The sequence below is a fragment of the Actinomyces sp. S6-Spd3 genome, assembly GCF_000758755.1.
Classification (GTDB): Bacteria; Actinomycetota; Actinomycetes; order Actinomycetales; family Actinomycetaceae; genus Pauljensenia.
This window is the reverse complement of the sequence record NZ_JRMV01000280.1, coordinates 1-2,528: the sequence shown is the minus strand read 5'-3', so window position 1 is coordinate 2,528 and position 2,528 is coordinate 1. Positions and strand designations below refer to the sequence as shown.

The following is a 2,528-nucleotide window of genomic DNA, read 5'->3' as shown; positions in this document are numbered from 1 at the left end:
TTATACTGCAATCTGATGCGATTATTGAATAAAAGATATGAGAGATTTATCTAGTTTCTTTTTTTACAAGAAAAAAGAAAGTTCTTAAAGGTTTTATAGTTTTGGTCGTAGAGCACACGGTTTAACGACTTAATTACGAAGTAAATAAGTCTAGTGTGTTAGACTTTAATGTTTTTTAAAGGCATTAGTGCACTTAAGCGTCAGAGCATGGCTTTATGCCGAGAAAACTATTGGTTGGAATGGCGTGTGTGTTAGCCAAAGCTTTGGCGAGTTGGTTGGGGGTTTCATGGGATTAATCCCATGAAAGTACCAACTCAACAACACACTAACGCCTGTTGGTTCCAACCAATAGGAAATTGGAATAAGCAATTAGTATAATGAGAGTATAATGTTGGTATAACGTTAGTATAATGATGCTTTTTTTCATTATATTTTTTATGTACTTTAAACCTGCACGCTTATGCGAATTAGAAAAAGCTTAATCGCATTTCATAGATTGACCTCCCAATAACTACGTGGTGTTATTGGGAGGTCAATCTATTTCATTTGCGTTAAGCTTTTGATCTACATTAAGCGTGCAGGTTTTTTGTCTATTTGTAGACGATTTTATGTTATACTAGTCCTTGAAAGAATAATAATCAGATAATGCATTTTCTTGTTTTTCATTTGCCTCTTGCTCAAAGTTCCCAAATTCGAGTAAGAGGTATTTTTGTTTTTGGTCGTCGCCTCTCATTAGTAGTTCAGGGTTTAACATTAATACTCCAGTTTTTCTTTTTATAATATTTCCTTCTTCTAAGATTTTAAGTGTTGTTATTACTGTTTGTAGACTTGTTCCTGTAGCTTTTGCTATTTCTCTTGTTGTAGCTATCATTGTATTGTTACTTAAGTGGACATTATCTAGGATATAGTTAACGATTTTAAGTTTTTTTCCGCCAATCATATCTAACATACTTATTAATTGCACTATATATGCCTTTACGAAGTTACCAGACGTTTGTTTACGGTATAACTTGTCTACCTCTATGACTTCTCCACTTTCTTCGTCTATGAGCCTCTGAGAGCCTTTATAGACTGTTCCATATCTTTCTTTCATCTTTTTCTCACTCCTTATTTTAAACTATTCTAACTATATCATAACTGTTCTAAAAAAAAAAGAACATTTGTTAAAAGAAATTAGAACAAAATGAGTGAAAAATTAGAACAAACAAATTCCTTATAAACCTTATCATCTCAACCTATATTAAGATTTTACCTAGTTGAATCTTCTTTTCTATATAAAGCGTCGGAGCATATCAGGGGGTTATCTAACGTAAATGCTACCCTTCGGCTCGCTTTCGCTCGGCATTGACGTCAGATACTGCACCCCCTGAACCCCCATGCTCCAACAGCAAAAAGGAAACTTTTTGCTGCTTTTCCGACGCTTATTCGCTTCGCTCATATTTATATAGAAAAGAAGCGAATGCGCAAAAGACATAATCGATTCACAAAAAATAGGTACACGAAAAACAAGTTAAGGGATGCAGTTTATGCATCCCTTAACTTACTTATTAAATAATTTATAGCTATTGAAAAGAGATAAGAATTGTTCAAAGCTAATATTGTTTAAATCGTCAATTCCTGCATGTTTTAAGGAATTGTTAAATTGATTTTTTGTAAATATTTTCTTGTATTCTTTGTTAACCCATTTCATAACGAAATAATTATACTTCTGTTTATCTTTGTGTGATATTCTTGATTTTTTTCTATTTAATCTGATAAGTGAGCTATTCACTTTAGGTTTAGGATGAAAATATTCTCTTGGAACCATACTTAATATAGAAATATCAACTTCTGCCATTAAAAGTAATGCCAATGAGCGTTTTGTATTTAATAATCTTTTAGCAAACCCGTATTCCACGATTAAATAAATCTCATCAGCTATACTATCAAAAACAATTTTGCGTATTATATCTGTACTTATGTTATAAGGTATATTACCAAATATTTTATAGGATTGGTTTTTAGGAAATTTAAACTGCAATATATCCTTGTTTAAAACTTGGAAATTATCGTGATCAACAAGTTTATTTTCTGTAGTTTTGCATAATTTATGGTCTATTTCAATGGCAGTTACGAAATTACACCTCTGTACTAATTCAAGGGTAAAATGGCCTTTTCCTGAGCCGATTTCAAAGATATTATCATGTTCATTTAATCTTATATTTGTCATTATTTTATCTATATTATGTTTTGAAGTAATAAAGTTTTGACTGTGTTTTATATTTTTCTCGTTCATTATAACCCTCTTTAATTTGGTTATAATGAATTTTGCTTATTAACGATTCATTATAACCACTTATTTTTTGTTTGGTTGATAATGAACTGTGCTGATTACAAAAATACTAAAAATGCCCATATTTTTTCCTCCTTATAAAATTAGTATAATTATAGCACGAGCTCTGATAAATATGAACATGATGAGTGATCGTTAAATTTATACTGCAATCTGATGCGATTATTGAATAAAAGATATGAGAGATTTATCTAGT

3 protein-coding genes are annotated in these 2,528 nt (G+C 30.9%); all 3 read right to left on the bottom strand.

Annotation, left to right across the window (positions count from 1 at the left end; translation table 11 throughout):
* Positions 1–616 precede the first annotated feature (616 nt).
* The 3 genes from HMPREF1627_RS07090 to ermCL all read right to left on the bottom strand — a co-directional run bounded on the left by HMPREF1627_RS07090 (position 617) and on the right by ermCL (position 2,395).
* A complete protein-coding gene (locus tag HMPREF1627_RS07090; protein ID WP_000664727.1) occupies positions 617–1,093 on the bottom strand; it encodes a replication/maintenance protein RepL in 477 nt (158 codons plus the stop codon).
* Positions 1,094–1,540: 447 nt separating this feature from the next.
* A complete protein-coding gene (erm(C), locus tag HMPREF1627_RS07085) occupies positions 1,541–2,275 on the bottom strand; it encodes a 23S rRNA (adenine(2058)-N(6))-methyltransferase Erm(C) (protein ID WP_001003264.1) in 735 nt (244 codons plus the stop codon).
* 60 nt (positions 2,276–2,335) lie between these two features.
* A complete protein-coding gene (gene ermCL / locus HMPREF1627_RS10515) occupies positions 2,336–2,395 on the bottom strand; it encodes a 23S rRNA methylase leader peptide ErmCL (RefSeq protein ID WP_002497446.1) in 60 nt (19 codons plus the stop codon).
* Between the last annotated feature and the right edge of the window lie 133 nt (positions 2,396–2,528).